This is a genomic window from Streptomyces sp. NPDC049915 (genome assembly GCF_040656475.1).
GTDB lineage: Bacteria > Actinomycetota > Actinomycetes > Streptomycetales > Streptomycetaceae > Streptomyces.
The window spans coordinates 91853-110301 of the sequence record NZ_JBFAMH010000004.1 but is presented as its reverse complement, the minus strand read 5'-3'; the positions used below and the strand labels follow the sequence as shown (position 1 = coordinate 110301).

Here is an 18449-nt window from a genome sequence, read left to right as displayed (position 1 = left end):
TCCCTCACCCGCCCCGGCGCACCGCACCCGCCAGGATCCAGCCCTCCACGGCCTCGTACTGCCGGCGCTGTTCCTGTGCCGTGCCGCGGCCGGACAGGAGCGTGCCGGCCCAGCCGAGGGCGAAGCCCAGGGGGATGGTCACCAGGCCGGTCGTGGTGAACGGGAACCAGTTGAAGTCCGCCTCGGGGAAGGCGGCCGCGGGCGAGCCGGAGACCAGGTTGGTGCCGGGCATCAGCAGCAGCACCGACAGGGTGCCGCCGATGAGGGTGGCGAGCAGTCCGGCGCGGGTGTAGCGGCGCCAGAAGAGGCCGTACACCAGCGCCGGGGCGAGCGCGGAGGCGCCGATGCAGAAGGACAGGGTGACCAGCGGCTGCAGGCTGCGGTGCTGGACCTGGGCGGCGAGCAGGATCGCCGGGATGCCGACGCCGAGTGCGGACAGGCGGGCCAGCAGCATCTCGCGGCGCGGTGACATCTCCCGCACGCGCGTGGCGAAGACGTCGTGCGCGAGGGAGTTGGCGCAGGCGAGGATCATCCCGGCGACCGAGGCGAGCACGGTCAGGAAGATCGCCGTGGTGACGGTCGTGAAGAGCAGGGTCTCGGCGTACGACACGTCCGCGCCGAACACCGCGCGCGAGCCCAGCAGATAGGCGGTGTTGCCGCGCGGGTCGGCCCCGGCGATCGCCGCACGGCCGAGCAGCGCGGTCGCGCCGACCCCGACGACCGTGACCACGGCCACGAACAGCACCACGCACGACACCGCCCAGGACATCGAACGGCGCACCTGGCGGGCGCTGGAGGCGGTGTACATGCGCATGGTGATGTGCGGCAGGCACGCCCCGCCGAGGACGACCGTCAGCTCCGAGGTGATCATGTCGAGCCGGGGGCTCGCCCCGCCCGCGAACTCCAGCCCTGAGTGCAGGAAGGCCGGGCCCGCCCCGCTCTTGGCGGCCGCCGCGTCGAACAGCGCGCCCAGGTCCCAGCCGAAGCGGTTCAGGACCAGTACGGCCACCACCGCGCCGGAGCCGAGCAGCATCACGATCTTCAGGATCTGGATCAGGGCGGTGCCCTTCATCCCGCCGATCGCCGCGTAGCTGATCATCAGCGCGCCCAGTCCGATGATCACGCCGGTCTTCAGCGCGTCACTGGAGAAGCCCAGGATGAACGCCAGCAGCTGCCCGGTGCCGGCGAGCTGCACCAGCATCAGCGGCAGCAGCGCGGCCAGGGTCACCAGGCTCGCCGTGACCCGCACCGCGCGGCCCGGCATACGGCGGGCGAGCGCGTCGCCCATGGTGAACCGGCCCGCGTTGCGCAGCGGTTCGGCCAGCAGGAACATCAGCAGCATCAGTGACAGCGCCGTGGCGAGGGCGAGGACGATGCCGTCGTAGCCGCACAGTGCGATCACGCCGCCGGTGCCGAGCACGCTCGCCGCGGAGATGTAGTCACCGGCGATGGCGAGGCCGTTGCGCAGCGGGGAGAGCGAGCCGTAGCCGGTGTAGAACTCGTCGAGGTCGTCGCCGTCGGGGCCGGTCATCACGCACAGCAGGAGCGTGACGGTGGCGACGGCCGTGAAGGCCAGCAGGGACATCGTCTGCGCGTTGCTGCTGAAGTCGGTCTTCACGCCGCCTCCCGCTTGGTGTCCACCTCGGCCTGCCGGCGGATGCGGTCCACGAGCGGGTCGACATGACGGCGGGCGGTGTGCTCGTAGACGGCCACCGCCAGCCAGGTGACAGGGAGCTGGACCAGGGCGAGCAGCAGTCCGGCGGGCAGGCCGCCGGCGACGGTGCGCGTCATGAACGAGGGCGCGAACGCCGACAGCAGGAGGAAGAGCGAGAAGTAGCCGAGCGCGGTCAGGGTGGCCGTGCGCCGCTGCCAGCGGTAGGCGCTGCGCAGTATCCGCAGGTCGCTGTGGTGGCCGAGGGGGCGGTGCGGGGTGTGCTGGGACGGTGGCGGGGCGGACCGCCAGGGGTGGGGGGTGTACGACGGGGACGGGTCGTAGGACATCCCGGTGCTCCTTGCGCGGTTCGGGTCCGGGCGGCGGACCGCAGGGAGAGGGGTGAGCGGGGTTGAGCGGGGGTCGCACGCTACTAGCGCGTAGCCCGGAGCGCTGCCTTTTCGCCAAACTGGGCGGTCGGTATGCGGTTTTTTTCGTCTTTTCACGCTCTGTCACGGACCTGTGACAGGGAGCGGACACCTCCACAGCCTCATGATCCGTAATGTGGGGGCACTGCCACCCCGTTCGCAGCGGCCTCACCCGACCGAGCAGGCGGCATTCGGCTCTTCCTGAACCTCCCACCCGGCGCCCTTCGCGCCCCAGCTCCACAGGAGTCGTCATGCGCACCGCCCTCCGCACCGCCGTCGCCACCGTCGCCCTCCTCGGCGCGGTCGCGCTGCCCGCCTCCGCCGCCTTCGCGGCCGGCTCCCACGCCGTCACCACCGCGTCGGCGCGGGCCGCCACTCCCGCCGGCGCCGACGCCCGGTACGACGGCTACAAGCTGTACGTCGCGCCCGGCACCCTCGCCGTCCTGCGCAACGTCCCCTCCGACGGCGGCCCGCAGGTCTGGCTGCGCGCGGTGTCCACCAGGTGGCAGCAGACCGACGGCTGGGGCGGCCGCGTCCTGGCCCTGCTCGACCGGGGTCACACCACCGCCACCGTGGGCGGCCGCACCTACCGGCTCACCGGCGTCGCCACTGCCCGGCCGATGCTGGAGATCACGACCAAGGGCGGCGTCGACAAGCACCTGCTGCCCGAGAAGGGCCAGGTCGGCACCCTCGTCCGCACGGTGAAGGCCGTCGACGGCTCCTCCGTCAAGATCTACCGCATCGCCGACCGCGACTACCGCGGCGAGAACGTCTACCGCCAGGACTCCTTCGGCACGCTGCACGCCAAGGGCGCCACCGCCGGCGGCCAGCACAACGGCGTCTACGTCGCCCTCACCCCGGCCGGCCAGGCCTACAGCTGGACCGGCAACGTCAACACCCAGAAGAAGACCGGCACCTACAAGCTGCCCAACGGCGTTCTCGCCAAGCTGTCCAAGAAGGGCAGCGTGTGGGCCGTCCAGCTGGTGCGGGCCGGCCACCCCGGCCCGGTGCGCTCCGTCCCGGACGGCAGCCCCGCCACGGCCGCGCAGGACGGCGACACGATCGTCGTGCTGAACGGCGACGGCACGTTCAGCAACCACGTCGTGGGTGCTGCCCAGCAGGCCCCGGGGGTCCACCTCGGCGCCTGACGGTGCTGAACGGCAGACGGGCAGCGGCGACTTCGGCGGTCGCCGCTGCCTGCTTCGTTTCCCTGTGCGCGCTCAGTCCGTCAGGACCGGGAAGCGGCGCGGCGCGACGAACAGCAGCACCAGGAACGCCAGCGCCGCCGCGCACGCCGCGCCCACGTACACGGCGTGGACGGCGTCGGCGATGGCGTGCCGTACCGCCTCCGGTGCCCGGCCGGCCTCCCACGCGCGCGTGACGGAGTCCAGGTCGCCCGCGCCACCGAGGCGCGCGGCCAGCACACCGTTGGCGACCGCGCCGAAGAGGGAGGCGCCGATGGTCTGGCCGGTCTGCCGGCAGAACAGCACGGAGGCGGTGGTGGTGCCGCGCTCCGCCCAGCCCACGGTGGACTGCACGCCGACGATGAGCGGCAGCTGGAACAGGCCGAGGGCCGCGCCGAGGGTCAGCATGAGCAGGGTCGGCTGCCAGGCGGCACCGGGATACGGCAGCAGCGGGAACGCCAGCAGGATCAGCGTGGCGGCGCCGATGCCGAGCATCGCGGTGTTGCGGAAGCCGATCCGCCGGTACACGTGCTGGCTGACGGCCGCCGAGATCGGCCAGGTCAGCGTCCACACGGAGAGCACGAACCCGGCGGCGACCGGGCCGAGCCCGAGCACCGACTGGGCGTAGGTGGGCAGGAAGACGGACGGGGCGACCATCAGCAGACCCAGTCCGCCGAGCGCGAGGTTGACCGCGGCGATGGTGCGCCGCCGCCACACCCAGCCGGGGATGATCGGCTCGGCGGCACGGCGTTCGACGAGGACGACGACCACGGCGAGCGCGAGCCCGGCCGCGAACAGGGCGACCGACGGCGGCGACAGCCACGGCCAGGCCACGCCGCCCTGCACCAGCGCGGTCAGCAGCACACCGCCGCACGCGAAGACGGCGAGGGCGCCCGCCCAGTCGACACGCGCGCGTGGCCGCGTCTCGCGCTGCGGCTCGTGCAGATGACGGACGATCAGCCACAACGCGACAGCGCCGATGGGCAGATTGATCAGGAAGATCCACCGCCAGTCGGCGTACGCGGCGAGCACACCGCCCAGACCCGGTCCGGCGATCGCCGACACCGCCCACACCGTGGACAGCTTGGACTGGATCTTCGGGCGCTCCTTCAGGGGGTACAGATCGGCGGCGAGCGTCTGCACGGTGCCCTGCAGGGCACCGCCGCCCAGGCCCTGCACGATACGGAAGGCGATCAGGGCTCCCATGTTCCAGGCGAACGCGCACAGCAGGGAGCCGAGCAGGAACACCACGGCGCCGGCGACCAGGACGGGCTTGCGGCCGAAGGTGTCGGACAGCTTGCCGTACACCGGCAGCGTGACCGTCACGGCGAGCAGATAGCCGGAGAACAGCCAGGAGAAGACGGAGAAGCCGCCGAGGTCGCCGACGATCTGCGGTACGGCGGTGGCGACGACGGTGGAGTCCAGGGCGGCCAGCGCCATCGCCAGCATCAGCGCCGCGACCACCGCCGCCCGTTGCCGGGTGCCCGGCCGCCGGACGACGCCGTCGCGTATCACAGGTCTCGCAGTGTCCACCGGGTGCCCCTTCGCCGTGCCACGTGTCCGTGCCCCTTGCAGCTATCTGCCGGGGACAGCTTCCCACTTGACCCTCACGCAACGGGAGGGCGCAGCCTGGGTGCACCGGAGGGTGGAGAGGAACCCCTAGGGGCCCTCCACCCGGCGGTGGAGGGCCCCTAGGGGTTCCTCCGCACTACGGCCCGGGGAGGGTTCGTCCCCTTGGAGGACGAGCGGGCGGGGCTGCCGTCCTTAGGCTGGCTTTACGCCGCTGGGGGGCGGCCGGCCGAACCGTCGGGGTGGGGTTTTCCCCCGCCCGAAGACGGGGTCCCACACCAGCGCGCGGCACCCCTGCCGCCCGCGAGACTCAAGGCCGTAACCACACAGGACCGGACGCGACGTACCGGACACCTTTCGACTCTGCCAACCGATATAGGAGACATACCGTGACTTCGGCTGTGACCATTCCCAGGCACGGGGGCACTGGAGGGACAACGGCCGTTGCCGCGCGGGCGCGGCAGGTCGTCAAGGCGTACGGGGCGGGGGAGACCCGCGTCGTCGCGCTGGACCACGTCGACGTGGACATCGCCCGCGGGCAGTTCACCGCGATCATGGGCCCGTCGGGGTCCGGCAAGTCCACGCTGATGCACTGCCTCGCCGGGCTCGACACCGTGACGAGCGGCCGGATCCATCTCGACGAGACCGAGATCACCGGCCTGAAGGACAAGAAGCTCACCCAACTGCGCCGGGACCGCATCGGGTTCATCTTCCAGGCGTTCAACCTGCTGCCGACGCTCAGCGCGCTGGAGAACATCACGCTGCCGATGGACATCGCCGGCCGCAAGCCGGACCAGCAGTGGCTGGCGCGCGTGGTGGACACCGTCGGGCTCGCCGGGCGGCTCAAGCACCGGCCCAACCAGCTCTCCGGCGGTCAGCAGCAGCGCGTCGCCGTCGCGCGGGCGCTGGCGGCCCGGCCGGAGATCATCTTCGGTGACGAGCCGACCGGCAACCTCGACTCGCGTGCCGGGGCGGAGGTGCTCGGCTTCCTGCGGCGGTCGGTCACCGAGCTGGGGCAGACCATCGTGATGGTCACCCACGACCCGGTCGCCGCCTCGTACGCGGACCGGGTGCTGTACCTCGCCGACGGCCGCATCGTCGACGAGATGTACCAGCCGACCGCCGAGCAGGTCCTGGACCGCATGAAGGACTTCGACGCGCGGGGGCGCACGTCATGACCGTGCTGAAGACCTCCCTGCGCAACTTCTTCGCGCACAAGGGCCGCATGGCGCTGTCGGCGGTCGCCGTGCTGCTGTCGGTGGCGTTCGTCTGCGGGACGCTGGTGTTCACCGACACGATGAACACCACCTTCGACAAGCTGTTCGCCGCCACCTCCTCGGACGTCACCGTCACCGCCCAGAGCGCCTCGGACACCGGCGAGACCACCTCCGACAACGGCAAGCCGCCGGTCATGCCGGCCTCCGTGATCGACAAGGTGCGCCGCGTCCACGGCGTCAAGGGCGCCGAGGGCACGGTGTTCTCCACCTCGGTGACCGTCGTCGACGCCGGCAAGGAGAACCTGTCACCGTCCTCCGGCGCCCCGACCATCGTCGGCAGCTGGAACGGCCAGGACGCCCGCACCATGAAGATCACCGAGGGTGCGGCGCCCCACGGACCCGGCCAGGTCATGGTCGACGAGGACACCGCCGGCAAGCACCACCTGAAGCTCGGCGACGAGATCGGCGTCATCAGCGCGATCGGCACGCACACCGCGAAGATCTCCGGCGTCGCCGCCTTCCAGGTCACCAACCCCGGTGCCGCGATCTTCTACCTGGACACCAGGACCGCGCAGGACACCCTCGTTGGGCGAAGCGGCGTCTACACCAACGTCAACGTCACCGCCGCGCCCGGCATCAGCGACGACCAGCTGAAGAAGGACGTCGTCGCCGGGCTCGGCGGCGGCTACAAGGTGCAGACCGCCAAGGAGGTCGCCGACGCCAACCAGAAGAGCGTCGCGAGCTTCCTCGACGTCATGAAGTACGCGATGCTCGGCTTCGCCGGGATCGCCTTCCTCGTCGGCATCTTCCTGATCATCAACACCTTCTCCATGCTGGTCGCCCAGCGCACCCGGGAGATCGGCCTGATGCGGGCCATCGGCTCCTCCCGCAAGCAGGTCAACCGTTCGGTGCTGATCGAGGCGCTGATGCTGGGCGTCGTCGGCTCGTTGCTCGGCGTGGCGGCGGGTGTGGGCATCGCCGTCGGGCTGATGAAGCTCATGGGCCAGATGGGCATGAACCTGTCCACCGACGACCTCACGGTCGCCTGGACCACGCCGGTGGCCGGCCTGGTGCTGGGCGTCGTGGTGACGGTCCTGGCCGCGTACGTCCCGGCCCGGCGCGCCGGGAAGATCTCGCCCATGGCCGCACTGCGCGACGCGGGCACCCCGGCCGACGTGAAGGCCGGCTGGGTGCGCGCTCTGCTGGGTCTGGTGCTGACGGGGGCCGGCGGGGCGAGCCTGTTCGTCGCGGCGAACGCGGTCAAGGCGAGCGAGGGCTCGCTGTGGCTGGGGCTCGGCGTGGTGCTGAGCCTGATCGGATTCGTGGTCGTCGGCCCGCTGCTCGCCGGTGGCGTGGTCCGGGTCCTCGGCGCGGTCCTGCTGCGGGTCTTCGGGCCGGTCGGGCGGATGGCCGAGCGCAACGCGCTGCGCAACCCGCGGCGCACCGGGGCGACGGGCGCCGCGCTGATGATCGGGCTCGCGCTGGTCGCCTGCCTGTCGGTGGTCGGCTCCTCCATGGTCGCCTCCGCGACGGACGAACTGGACAAGAGCGTCGGCACGGACTTCATCGTCCAGTCCGACAGCGGGCAGCTGATCACTCCGCAGGCCGTCGAGGCGGCGAAGTCCGTGCAGGGTCTCGAGCGCGTCACCGAGTACAAGGTCCTCGGCGCCACACTGACCACGCCCGACGGGCGCACCACGAAGAAGGAGACCATCAACGCCGCCGACCCGGCCTATGCGCAGGACGTGCGCACCGAGACCGTCGCGGGCCGCCTCGCGGACGCCTACCGGCCCGACTCGATGTCCGTCTTCGAGGGCTTCGCCAAGGACCACGGCATCAAGCTCGGCTCCACGGTCGCGGTCGCCTTCAAGGACGGTACGACGGCCCGGCTCACGGTCCGCGCGATCACCAGCGACGACGTGGTGATCGACAAGGGCGCGATGTACGCGTCGATCGCGACGGTGACGAAGTACGTGCCGGCCGAGAAGATGCCGCTGGACATGCTGCTCTTCGCCACCGCCAAGGACGGACAGCAGGACAGCGCGTACAAGGCGCTCAAGGCGCAGCTGCACGACTACCCGCAGTACACCGTGCGCGACCAGACCGACTACAAGCAGGCGCTGAAGGACCAGATCGGGCAGCTGCTGAACATGATCTACGGCCTGCTGGCCCTGGCGATCGTGGTCGCGGTCCTGGGCGTCGTGAACACCCTGGCCCTGTCGGTGGTCGAGCGGACCCGGGAGATCGGCCTGATGCGGGCCATCGGTCTCTCCCGCCGGCAGCTGCGACGCATGATCCGCCTGGAGTCGGTGGTGATCGCCCTCTTCGGCGCGCTGCTCGGCCTGGGGCTGGGCATGGGCTGGGGCGCCACGGCCCAGAAGCTGCTCGCCCTGGAGGGGCTGAAGGTCCTGGAGATCCCCTGGCCGACGATCACCGCGGTCTTCATCGGCTCGGCCTTCGTGGGCCTGTTCGCCGCCCTGGTCCCGGCGTTCCGGGCGGGCCGCATGAACGTCCTGAACGCCATCGCGACGGACTGACACAGACGGCCACCGTGGACGGGGGTCACGGGGGCGAGGCCCGGCGCCGGGAAGCCTTGGGGGCTTCCCGGCGCCGTGGTGTGTCCGCCGGCGGGGCCGCCTTCGCGCAGGGCACGGGGCGAGCGGGGTTGTCCACAGCCTCCGGCAGCCGCCGCGGACAAGTCGTACGCTGGACACCCCCGGCCGCATCTCGCGTCGGGCCTTTCGTGTTGCCCACCCTCGTCACCAGGGACGGAACAGCCCTCCATGAGCCTGCACGGTCTGCTCGACGCCGCCGTCAAGGACCCCGCCCTCGCGGAAGCGATCTCGGCCGCCACCGACGGCAACCGCATGCACCTCGACCTGGTGGGCCCGCCGGCCGCCCGCCCCTTCACGATCGCCGCGCTCGCCCGCGAGGCCGCACGCCCCGTGCTCGCGGTGACCGCGACCGGGCGTGAGGCGGAGGACCTGGCGGCGGCGCTGCGCTCCCTGCTGCCGTCCGAGGGTGTCGTGGAGTATCCCTCCTGGGAGACCCTCCCGCACGAGCGGCTCAGCCCGCGCAGCGACACCGTCGGCCGTCGCCTCGCCGTCCTACGCCGCCTCGCCCACCCCCGCCCCGACGACCCCGAGACCGGCCCGGTCTCCGTCGTCGTCGCCCCCGTGCGCTCGGTGCTGCAACCGCAGGTCAAGGGTCTCGGCGACCTCGAGCCGGTGGCCCTGCGCACCGGCCGGAGCGCCGACCTCAACAGCGTCGTCGAGGCGCTCGCCGCGGCGGCGTACGCGCGCGTGGAGCTGGTGGAGAAGCGCGGCGAGTTCGCCGTGCGCGGCGGCATCCTGGACGTCTTCCCGCCCACCGAGGAACACCCCCTGCGCGTGGAGTTCTGGGGTGACGACGTCGAGGAGATCCGCTACTTCAAGGTCGCCGACCAGCGCTCCCTGGAGGTCGCCGAGCACGGCCTGTGGGCGCCGCCCTGCCGCGAGCTGCTGCTCACCGAGGACGTCCGCGCACGCGCGCGTGCCCTCGCCGAGGACCACCCGGAGCTGGGCGAACTCCTGAACAAGATCGCCGAGGGGATCGCGGTCGAGGGCATGGAGTCCCTCGCTCCGGTCCTCGTCGACGACATGGAACTGCTGCTCGACGTCCTGCCCAAGGGCTCGATGGCCGTCGTCTGCGACCCCGAGCGGGTCCGTACCCGCGCCGCCGACCTGGTGGCCACCAGCCAGGAGTTCCTGCAGGCGTCCTGGGCCGCCACCGCCGGCGGCGGCGAGGCGCCCATCGACGTCGGCGCGGCCTCCCTGTGGTCCATCGCCGACGTCCGCGACCGGGCCCGCGAGCTGGACATGATGTGGTGGTCGGTGTCGCCGTTCGCCGCCGACGACGAGCTGACGGATTCATTTGCCGCTGACGCGGCGGGCGACACCCTCAAGCTCGGCATGCACGCCCCCGAGGCCTACCGCGGCGACACCGCGCGGGCGCTCGCCGACACCAAGGGCTGGCTCGCCGACGGCTGGCGCACGGTGTACGTCACCGAGGGCCACGGCCCCGCCGCCCGTACGGTCGAGGTGCTCGGCGGGGAGGGCATCGCCGCCCGCCTCGACGCCGACCTCGGCGAGCTGTCCCCGTCCCTGGTGCACGTGGCGTGCGGCTCCATCGACAACGGCTTCGTCGACCCGGGCCTGAAGCTGGCGGTGCTCACCGAGACCGACCTGACCGGGCAGAAGGCGGCCGGCAAGGACGGCGCCCGCATGCCGGCGCGGCGCCGCAAGACGATCGACCCGCTCACCCTGGAGGCGGGCGACTACATCGTCCACGAGCAGCACGGCGTCGGCCGCTACATCGAGATGGTGCAGCGCACGGTGCAGGGCGCCACGCGCGAGTACCTGGTCGTGGAGTACGCGCCCGCCAAGCGCGGCCAGCCCGGCGACCGGCTGTACATCCCCACAGACCAGCTGGAGCAGATCACCAAGTACGTCGGCGGCGAGGCACCCACGCTGCACCGCCTGGGCGGCGCCGACTGGACCAAGACCAAGGCGCGCGCGAAGAAGGCCGTCAAGGAGATCGCCGCCGACCTGATCAAGCTCTACAGCGCCCGCATGGCCGCCCCCGGCCACGCCTTCGGCTCCGACACGCCCTGGCAGCGCGAGCTGGAGGACGCCTTCCCCTACGCGGAGACCCCGGACCAGCTCACCACGATCGCCGAGGTCAAGGAGGACATGGAGAAGACGGTCCCGATGGACCGCCTGATCTGCGGCGACGTCGGTTACGGCAAGACCGAGATCGCGGTGCGGGCCGCGTTCAAGGCGGTGCAGGACGGCAAGCAGGCCGCCGTCCTCGTACCGACGACGCTGCTGGTGCAGCAGCACTTCGGAACGTTCTCCGAGCGGTACGCGCAGTTCCCGGTGAACGTGCGGGCGCTCTCCCGCTTCCAGAGCGACACCGAGGCGAAGGCGACCCTGGAGGGCCTGAGGGACGGCTCGGTGGACATCGTCATCGGCACGCACCGGCTGTTCTCCTCCGAGACCAAGTTCAAGGACCTCGGTCTGGTCATCGTCGACGAGGAGCAGCGCTTCGGCGTCGAGCACAAGGAGCAGCTGAAGAAGCTGCGCGCCAACGTCGACGTGCTCACGATGTCCGCGACGCCGATCCCGCGCACCCTGGAGATGGCGGTCACCGGCATCCGCGAGATGTCGACGATCACCACGCCGCCGGAGGAGAGGCACCCGGTGCTCACCTTCGTCGGGCCGTACGAGGAGAAGCAGATCGGCGCGGCGATCCGGCGCGAGCTGCTGCGCGAGGGCCAGGTCTTCTACATCCACAACCGGGTGGAGTCCATCGACAAGGCGGCGGCGCGGCTGCGCGAGATCGTCCCCGAGGCGCGCATCGCCACCGCGCACGGCCAGATGTCGGAGTCGGCCCTGGAGCAGGTCGTCGTCGACTTCTGGGAGAAGAAGTTCGACGTGCTGGTCTCCACGACGATCGTCGAGTCCGGCATCGACATCGCCAACGCCAACACCCTGATCGTGGAGCGCGGCGACACCTTCGGCCTGTCCCAGCTGCACCAGCTGCGCGGCCGCGTCGGCCGTGGCCGGGAGCGCGGTTACGCCTACTTCCTGTACCCGCCGGAGAAGCCGCTGACGGAGACCGCGCACGAGCGCCTGGCGACCATCGCGCAGCACACCGAGATGGGCGCGGGCATGTACGTGGCGATGAAGGACCTGGAGATCCGCGGCGCGGGCAACCTGCTCGGCGGCGAGCAGTCCGGGCACATCGCGGGCGTCGGCTTCGACCTGTACGTGCGGATGGTCGGCGAGGCGGTCGCGGACTACCGCAGGCAGCTGGAGACGGGCGAGATCCAGGAAGAGGCGCCGCTGGAGGTCAAGATCGAGCTGCCGGTCGACGCGCACGTCCCGCACGACTACGCGCCCGGCGAGCGGCTGCGCCTGCAGGCCTACCGGTCGATCGCCTCCGCCAACAGCGAGGAGGACGTCCGGCACGTCCGCGAGGAACTCACCGACCGCTACGGCAAACTGCCCGAGCCGGTGGAGAACCTGCTGCTGGTCGCCGGGCTGCGGATGCTCGCGCGGGCCTGCGGGGTCGGCGAGATCGTGCTCCAGGGCACCAACATCCGGTTCGCGCCGGTGGAGTTGCGCGAGTCGCAGGAGCTGCGCCTGAAGCGCCTGTACCCCGGCAGCGTCATCAAGCCGGCCACGCACCAGGTGCTGGTCCCGCGCCCGAAGACGGCCAAGGTCGGCGGCAAGCCGCTGATCGGACGCGAACTGCTGGCGTGGGTGGGCGAGTTCCTGACGTCGGTGCTGGACTCGTAAGGGACGGTTCGCCGTTCCTGCGCGGGCCCGTTTCGGCCCGAGGCCGGGGGAACGGGCGAAGCCGCCCTCCGGATGCGCGATCCGTGGGCGGCTTCGGCCTCGGTCGGGGGCCTACTGCTGGTCGGGGCGGTCGCGGTCCATGCCGAGGCGCTGCTCGGCCTGGCGCTGCGCGGTGTCGACCTGGTCCTCGTATTTCCCGCCAGTCTTGTCGTTGACCATTTTTTCGCCGGCGTCGGACATCTGCTTGCCCTTGTCCTGCGCCTGCTTGTTCTGGCGGAACCTGTCCAAGAGGCCCATGCGGAAGCTCCTTCCGGTGAGAACTCCCTTCCGACGATACGCCGGGGATGAGCGGGATGCCCAAGTATGGGCAGAGATGGTCTGAACCTCTGTGCGGTTACGGTGTGTACACAGAGGCCGTGGGGGAAGACTCGCGGGTGCGGGGTGGAACCGGTCGAGCAAGGGGAGGGACGCACCGTGAGGTGTGCGAGGGGCGGGGTCACGGTCGCCGCCGTGCTGTTGCTGGGCATCACCGGCTGCACGCCGCAGACGCCGGGGTCATCGGGGCCGGAGCGGTCGGCCGGAGACGGGCACGCGGTCAGTCCGCTGGCCAACCCCGACGGGACGAAACCCGGGCTGGCGCCCCTCACCGACGCGGCCGACCGCGCCGAGGCCAGGGCGCTCATCCAGAAGGTGGCGACCAAGGGGCGCGGCCCGAAGACCGGGTACGCGCGCGACAAGTTCGGCTACGCCTGGATGGACTCGGTCCCCGGTGACGTGCCCTACGCCCACAACGGCTGCGACACCCGCAACGACCTGCTCAAGCGCGACGGTCAGGACGTCCGCTTCCGCAAGGGCTCCAACTGCGTGGTCGTCTCCATGACGCTGCACGACCCCTACACCGGCAAGAGCATCGCGTGGACCAAGTCCCGTGCCACCACGGTGCAGATCGACCACGTCATGCCGCTGTCGTACGACTGGCAGATGGGCGCCTCGCGCTGGGCCAAGGACAAGCGTGAGGCCATCGCCAACGACCCGCTCAATCTCGTTCCGGTGGACGGGCCCGCCAACGGCGCCAAGAGCGACTCAGGCCCGGCGACATGGCTGCCGCCGGACAAGCGGATCCGGTGCGCCTACGCGGTGCGCTTCGCACAGGTGTCGCTCAAGTACGCCCTGCCCGTCACCACCGCCGACAAGCAGATGATGCTGCGTCAGTGCGACTGAGGGGCGCAGGCAACTAAGGGGGCGCAGGCATGAACCTGCGCCCCCTCGCCCCCTCGCCCCCTCGTCCCCTGGTCCCCTCGCCCCCCTCGGGCCGTCGGTCAGGAGGTCGGTGCCGCCTTGCGCAGCGACTCCACCAGGTGCGTCGTGAGCTTCTTCGCCGAGGCTGCGCCGTTCTCGGAGCCGGCGGTGGACATGACGGTGATGACCGACTTCCCGACCCGGCTGGCGATCAGCGTGGTGCCGTTCTCCCAGGTGGCGCTGGTGAGCGTGAGCGTGTAGGCCTCGTTGCCGAGCCCGTCCGCGGACTTGCCCTTCACCCGCACCTTGACGTGGTCGGCGGTGTCCGTGAACGTCGCGCACTCGGCCGCCACGCCGCGGATCCGCTGCATCACCGCCTGCGCGGTCGTGCCCTGGAAGGCGTCGATCTCCTGGGTCATCTCCTCGGTCCGGTCCTGGTCGGCGCGGTCGTCCTGGGCGAACGACACGCCGCCCTTGTAGCCGGTGACGTCGAGCCAGGCCGTGTTCTCCAGCTTGGTGCAGTCCGTCTTGGCCGTGTTCCGGCTGCTCGGCGCGAGGAAGTCGTCGCCGCTGTCCGTCGCTCCGTCGGCGACCGGGGTCAGCCCTGCCGGGAAGACCGACGCCGGGGCCAGCGCCTGCTTGAGCTGCGTGCCCGTGAGCAGACCGGCGTTGGGGTTCTGGGCCTTCGCCGGCGCGCCGGAGGCGGCGGCCGGCTTGCCGTCGGCCGTGTCCTGGCCGGACTGGCAGCCGGTCAGGACCGCGGCGGTCGCGGTGACCAGGCAGAGGGTGGTGGCGGCGAGAGCGGTGCGACGCATGGGGGTTCCTTGGTGGAGAGGGTGAGTGCGGGTGGGGCCCGCCGAGTGCGGGCGGGCCCGGTGGATGAGCGCGGTCCCGGGTGGGGGGCCGGGAATCACGCCGCAGGGGCTTGAGGCCGGGGCGGCCGGTCAGCCGGTCTTCTTCCAGTCCTTGCAGCCGGCGGTCTTGAAGTAGGCGTCCGAGGCGCTGATGGTCACCACGGCCGAGCCGCTCACGTTGTTGTTCGCGATGATCGACTCGACGGAGTGCCCGGCGTCCTTGGTGCGCTCCCAGTAGCAGGAGTCGTCGGCGTTGCCGGTGGAGCGATAGGTGCCGGGAGCGATGTCGACGCCGACCTTGAACATGCCGCCGTCGCCCTTCATCGCGGAGGCGGGCGTGCCCTTGGCCCCCGCGCCGACCGCCTCCCAGTCGTGGCAGCCGGTGGACTTGAACAGCTTGTCGCCGGGCTTGATCGTCACGTAGCTGGTGCCGGTGACGTTGTCGTTGGCCAGGATCGCGTCGGTCTCGCCGGAGGCGTCCTTGGCCCGCTCCCAGTAACACATGCCCTCGGTGTTGCCGGAGGTGCGGTAGGTGCCGGGCTTGATGTCCGAGCCGACCTGGAAGTCGCCGTCGCCGTCGAACGCGGCCTTCTTCTCCTCGGCCGCCTCCGCCCCCGGTTTCTGCGCACCGGAGCCCTTGCCCCCCGCGCTCTGGCCGGCGGAGGCCGACGACCCCTTGTCCTTGCCGCCGGAGCTGCCGGATCCGCCGTCGCTGCCGGCGTTCGCCGACACGGCACCTATGACGACGATCCCCACGACGGCGCCCAGCGCGACCTTGACCTTCGTGCCCATGGCTGTGTCCCCCCTCGGACGGTGTGACCGCCTCTTCTGAAGCGGCCGTTCGTTCGCTGGGTCAATAAGAGCATGCACTGTGAACCGAGTCAACACGATTCACGGCAAGAGTTGAGCACACGACTGTTAAGCCTCGGATCTTGTGTTCGCCGGTATCCTCGGCGTCACAGGTGCGGCCGTACGGGGCGGTCGCACAGCGCGGACGAGGGGAGCGCGGCCCGTGCAGGACGAGGCGGCAGAGCAGGCGGCGACGAGCAGGGCGGTCACGCGCGCGACGACGAAAGCGGTCGGCGGGGTCACCGGCAGCGGGACCACCACCGGCACCGGCGCGGGCACGACCAACGGCGCCGGCACCGGCACGACCACCGGCACCGGCGCGGGAACCGCACCCGCCGCCGACAACGCCACCGAGGTGACCGCCGCCGGTATCGCGCGCCTCGCCGGCGTCGGCCGCGCCGCCGTCAGCAACTGGCGCCGCCGGCACGCCGACTTCCCCAAGCCCGTCGGCGGCACCGAGACCAGCCCCTCCTTCGCGCTCGCTGAGGTCGAGGACTGGCTGCGCCGTCAGGGCAAGCTCGCCGAGGTCCCGCTGCGCGAACGCGTCTGGCAGCAGCTCGCGGGCCACCCCGAGGGCCCCGTCACCGCCCTCACCCACGCCGGCTGCGTCCTGCTCCTCATCCACGACCGCCCCACCGTCTGGCTGGACATCAGCGCCGGCTCCGACGAACGCCTGGCCGCGATGGCGCCGTCCGCCCTGGAGCAGGTCCTCACCCCGCGCTTCGGCGGCCCGCACGCCCCCGCGCCCGCCGTGCGCACCCCCACCGGCCCCCAACTGCTCCCGTCCGCACCCCTGTTGCGCGGCGCCGCGGAACTCGCCGCCGAACTCGGCGCCCGGCAGACCTTCGAGTTCCTGCTCGGCCGGCACCTCGACGCCAACCCGCGCCAGTACACGCTCACCCCCGCCGAACTGGCCTCCCTCATGGCCGACCTGGCCGGCGGCGCCCGCACCGTCCTGGACCCGGCCTGCGGCACCGGCGCCCTGCTGCGCGCCGTCGCCCCACGCCCCGGCCAGGAGCTGTACGCCCAGGACAGCGCGCCCGACCTGGCCGCGCTCACCGCGCTCCGGCTCGCCCTGCACTCCCCGGCCGCCGTGCACGCCGCCGCCTGTGACACCCTGCGCGCCGACGCCCACCGGGCGGTGCGCGCCGACGCGGTGCTCTGCCACCCGCCGTTCAACGAACGCAACTGGGGCCACGACGAACTCGCCTACGACCCGCGCTGGGAGTACGGCTTTCCGGCCCGCGCCGAGTCCGAGCTGGCCTGGGTGCAGCACGCGCTGGCCCGCCTGCGCGACGGCGGCACCGCGGTGCTGCTGATGCCGCCCGCCACCGCCTCCCGCCGCTCCGGCCGCCGTATCCGCGCCGACCTGCTGCGGCGGGGCGCGCTGCGGGCCGTGATCGCCCTGCCGGTGGGCGCGGCACCGCCGTACAACATCCCGCTGCATCTGTGGCTGCTGCGCCGGCCCGCCGGCGTGGCCGCGCAGCCCGAGGTGCTGCTCGCCGACGCCGGGCAGTTCGCGGGGGAGGGGCGCGGCGGGCCCGACTGGCAGGCCGTGCGCGAGGCGGTGCTGGACGCCTGGTCCGCCTTCGACCGCGCGGGCGGCTTCGAGGAACGGCCCGGTCTGGCCCGCTCCCTGCCCGTCATCGACCTCCTGGACGACGACGTCGACCTGGCGCCCGCCCGCCACCTGCCGCCCGCGGCGCCGGCCGACGGCACGGGGGCGCTCACAGTGGTGCGTGAACGCCTCGGCGAGACCCTGCGCCTGACCGGGGAGCTCACGCCGGCGCCCGTGGACGCGCCCCGGCGTGAGCGCTGGCCGCTCACCACCGTCGGGGAACTCGCCCGCGGCGGCGCCCTGGAAATGCGGACCGGCGGCAACGGAGGCCCCACGCGCGTGCGGGTGCTCACCGACCACGACGTGCTCGCCGGGACGGCACCGTCGGGCTCGCTGCCGGAGAGCGAGGAGGAGGCGGTGCTGACGCGGCCGGGCGACGTGGTGGTGCCGGTGGTCGGCGGCGGCGCGGTGGCGCGCGTCATCGACGAGACGACCCGGGACGCCGCCCTCGGCCGCAACCTCGTTCTGCTGCGCCCCGACCGGCAGGCGCTCGACCCGTGGTTCCTCGCCGGCTTCCTGCGCGGCACCGCCAACAACCGCCAGGCCAGCAGCTACGCCTCCACCGCCACCCGGCTCGACGTGCGCCGTCTGCACCTGCCCCGGCTGCCGCTGGAGGAACAGCGGCGCTACGGCGAACGGTTCCGCGCCCTCGAGGAGTTCGAGCGGGCGCTCCGGCGGACGAGCCTGCTCGGTGAGCAGCTCGTGCGCGGGATGTACGACGGGCTGACGGACGGCACGGTCGCGCCGGAGTGATCAGTGTGACAACGGTTCGGTACAACCCGTGCCGTGTTGTCCGTGGCGGCCTATACGCTCGAACTCCGACGCGGACACGGTCCTGTCGGACGTCCGTCCCATCGGTCCCACCCGGTCCAGGAGCAGTCATGTACGGCCACGGCGCGGCGCCGCCCTCCCGCAGCGCGGGAACCGTCATCACCCTGCGCGTGCTGTTCGCCGCCGCCGGTTTCCTCTCGTGCGGGCTGCTGGCCTGCCTTCCACTGTTCCGGATCGCCTTCGTGCGCGGCCGCCGGCTCGACTGGGCCGCGGCCTGGGTGAGCCTGCCGCTGTCCATCACCGCCTTCGCGGTGGTCGGTTCGGTCCCCGAGGGCGACTCGCGCGGCGACGTCGCGCTGGCGCTGGTGCTGATCCTGGGGGCCGTCGCCACGGCGTACTTCCTGGTCGTGGACATTCAGCTGGACCGCGCACGGCGGCTTCGGGCCACCGGGTACGCCCACGCGCAGGCCCCGACCGTCCACGGCTCCTACGGCTACCCCCAGCCGGGACCGGCGTACCCGCCACCCGGACCGGTGCCCCCCGTGGCCCCGGTCCACCCCACACCGATACCCCAGCCGCTCGCGACCCCCACCCCGCCGCCCCCGCACCGCCCCGCGCCCGCGCGGATCGATCAGGTGCGGGCCGAACTCGACGAGCTCAGCGACTACCTGCGGCGCGGTGACGGCCACGAGGGTCACGGCGAGGGCGGAAGGTGACCGTGACGACGG

General features: G+C 72.1%; 13 protein-coding genes. 7 read left to right on the top strand and 6 right to left on the bottom strand.

Going from position 1 to position 18449, the window contains the following annotated elements; translation table 11 throughout:
• Nucleotides 1-4: 4 nt before the first annotated feature.
• Together AB0J12_RS07805 and AB0J12_RS07800 are read right to left on the bottom strand one after the other, a co-directional pair.
• Nucleotides 5-1585 carry a cation acetate symporter gene (locus tag AB0J12_RS07805; protein WP_363263717.1) on the bottom strand — a complete coding sequence of 527 codons (1581 nt, stop codon included), beginning with the start codon at nucleotides 1583-1585 and terminating at the stop codon, nucleotides 5-7.
• A 29-nt stretch (nucleotides 1586-1614) separates the two neighbouring features.
• Complete coding sequence (locus AB0J12_RS07800) at nucleotides 1615-2001, bottom strand: DUF485 domain-containing protein (protein WP_363263326.1); 387 nt, start codon at nucleotides 1999-2001, stop codon at nucleotides 1615-1617.
• Between the two features lie 329 nt (nucleotides 2002-2330).
• Here AB0J12_RS07800 and AB0J12_RS07795 point away from each other — a divergent pair, with 329 nt between their 5' ends.
• A complete protein-coding gene (locus AB0J12_RS07795) occupies nucleotides 2331-3227 on the top strand; it encodes a hypothetical protein (protein ID WP_363263325.1) in 897 nt (298 codons plus the stop codon).
• Nucleotides 3228-3299: 72 nt separating this feature from the next.
• Here AB0J12_RS07795 and AB0J12_RS07790 read toward each other — a convergent pair whose 3' ends face one another.
• Nucleotides 3300-4796 (bottom strand): MFS transporter, encoded by a 1497-nt coding sequence (locus AB0J12_RS07790; protein WP_363263324.1) that lies wholly within the window; start codon nucleotides 4794-4796, stop codon nucleotides 3300-3302.
• A gap of 425 nt (nucleotides 4797-5221) precedes the next feature.
• On the opposite strand from AB0J12_RS07790, the gene AB0J12_RS07785 reads away from it, so the two are divergent.
• From AB0J12_RS07785 to mfd, 3 genes are all read left to right on the top strand, one after another.
• Entirely contained in the window at nucleotides 5222-6010 is a 789-nt protein-coding gene (locus AB0J12_RS07785; RefSeq protein WP_363263322.1) for an ABC transporter ATP-binding protein, read from the top strand.
• Nucleotides 6007-8586 carry an FtsX-like permease family protein gene (locus tag AB0J12_RS07780; protein ID WP_363263321.1) on the top strand — a complete coding sequence of 860 codons (2580 nt, stop codon included), beginning with the start codon at nucleotides 6007-6009 and terminating at the stop codon, nucleotides 8584-8586. The genes AB0J12_RS07785 and AB0J12_RS07780 overlap by 4 nt, the downstream gene beginning before the upstream one ends.
• Nucleotides 8587-8832: 246 nt before the next feature.
• Nucleotides 8833-12390: a transcription-repair coupling factor gene (gene mfd / locus AB0J12_RS07775; protein ID WP_363263320.1), complete on the top strand. Its 3558-nt coding sequence runs from the start codon at nucleotides 8833-8835 to the stop codon at nucleotides 12388-12390.
• A 111-nt stretch (nucleotides 12391-12501) separates the two neighbouring features.
• Here the strand turns inward: mfd and AB0J12_RS07770 are convergent, their stop codons facing one another.
• Nucleotides 12502-12687, bottom strand: coding sequence for an antitoxin (locus tag AB0J12_RS07770; protein ID WP_363263318.1), 186 nt, complete (start codon nucleotides 12685-12687; stop codon nucleotides 12502-12504).
• Nucleotides 12688-12915: 228 nt separating this feature from the next.
• Between AB0J12_RS07770 and AB0J12_RS07765 the strand changes: the two genes are divergently transcribed.
• On the top strand, nucleotides 12916-13611 hold the full coding sequence (locus tag AB0J12_RS07765; protein WP_363263716.1) for an HNH endonuclease family protein: 696 nt from the start codon (nucleotides 12916-12918) through the stop codon (nucleotides 13609-13611).
• A 98-nt stretch (nucleotides 13612-13709) separates the two neighbouring features.
• Here AB0J12_RS07765 and AB0J12_RS07760 read toward each other — a convergent pair whose 3' ends face one another.
• Together AB0J12_RS07760 and AB0J12_RS07755 are read right to left on the bottom strand one after the other, a co-directional pair.
• Complete coding sequence (locus tag AB0J12_RS07760) at nucleotides 13710-14444, bottom strand: hypothetical protein (RefSeq protein WP_363263317.1); 735 nt, start codon at nucleotides 14442-14444, stop codon at nucleotides 13710-13712.
• Nucleotides 14445-14573: 129 nt separating this feature from the next.
• The gene (locus tag AB0J12_RS07755; RefSeq protein WP_363263316.1) at nucleotides 14574-15275 is read right to left on the bottom strand and encodes a hypothetical protein; all 702 of its coding nucleotides are present in this window, start codon (nucleotides 15273-15275) and stop codon (nucleotides 14574-14576) included.
• Nucleotides 15276-15687: 412 nt separating this feature from the next.
• On the opposite strand from AB0J12_RS07755, the gene AB0J12_RS07750 reads away from it, so the two are divergent.
• Nucleotides 15688-17703 carry an N-6 DNA methylase gene (locus AB0J12_RS07750; RefSeq protein WP_363263715.1) on the top strand — a complete coding sequence of 672 codons (2016 nt, stop codon included), beginning with the start codon at nucleotides 15688-15690 and terminating at the stop codon, nucleotides 17701-17703.
• A 128-nt stretch (nucleotides 17704-17831) separates the two neighbouring features.
• Complete coding sequence (locus tag AB0J12_RS07745; RefSeq protein ID WP_363263315.1) at nucleotides 17832-18437, top strand: hypothetical protein; 606 nt, start codon at nucleotides 17832-17834, stop codon at nucleotides 18435-18437.
• Nucleotides 18438-18449: the final 12 nt, after the last annotated feature.